General features: G+C 72.8%; 1 pseudogene. It reads left to right on the forward strand.

The window, feature by feature from the left end:
* Positions 1 to 382 (forward strand): annotated as a pseudogene (locus ACEN88_RS34580) (flavoprotein); the annotation flags it as partial.

Genomic DNA, 382 nt, shown 5'->3' on the forward strand with positions numbered 1-382 from the left:
ACGACTATCTGGCGCCGCTGGCCGCCACGCCCGAGATCGCGCCGCACCTGTTGTTCGGCCACCGCGTCACCGCGCTCACGCGCGTCGGCTTCGACAAGGTGAAAACGAAGGGCCGCGAGCGTGCTCCGTTCGTCATCCGCGCCGACACGGCCGCCGGCCCGCGCGCGTACCTGGCCGACGCGGTGATCGATGCGACCGGCACGTGGTGGCATCCGAACCCGCTGGGGGCGGACGGCATTCCCGCGCTTGGCGAAGCGGCGCTGGCCGCTCGCATCGATTATGGCATTCCCGATGTGCTGGGGGCCGCTCGCGCCCGGTTCGCGGGGAAGCGGATCCTCGTCGTGGGCGCCGGACACTCCGCGGCCGGCACGCTGCTCGCGCT

Source organism: Massilia sp. CT11-108, from assembly GCF_047302915.1.
Taxonomy (GTDB): Bacteria; Pseudomonadota; Gammaproteobacteria; order Burkholderiales; family Burkholderiaceae_D; genus Telluria; species Telluria orientalis.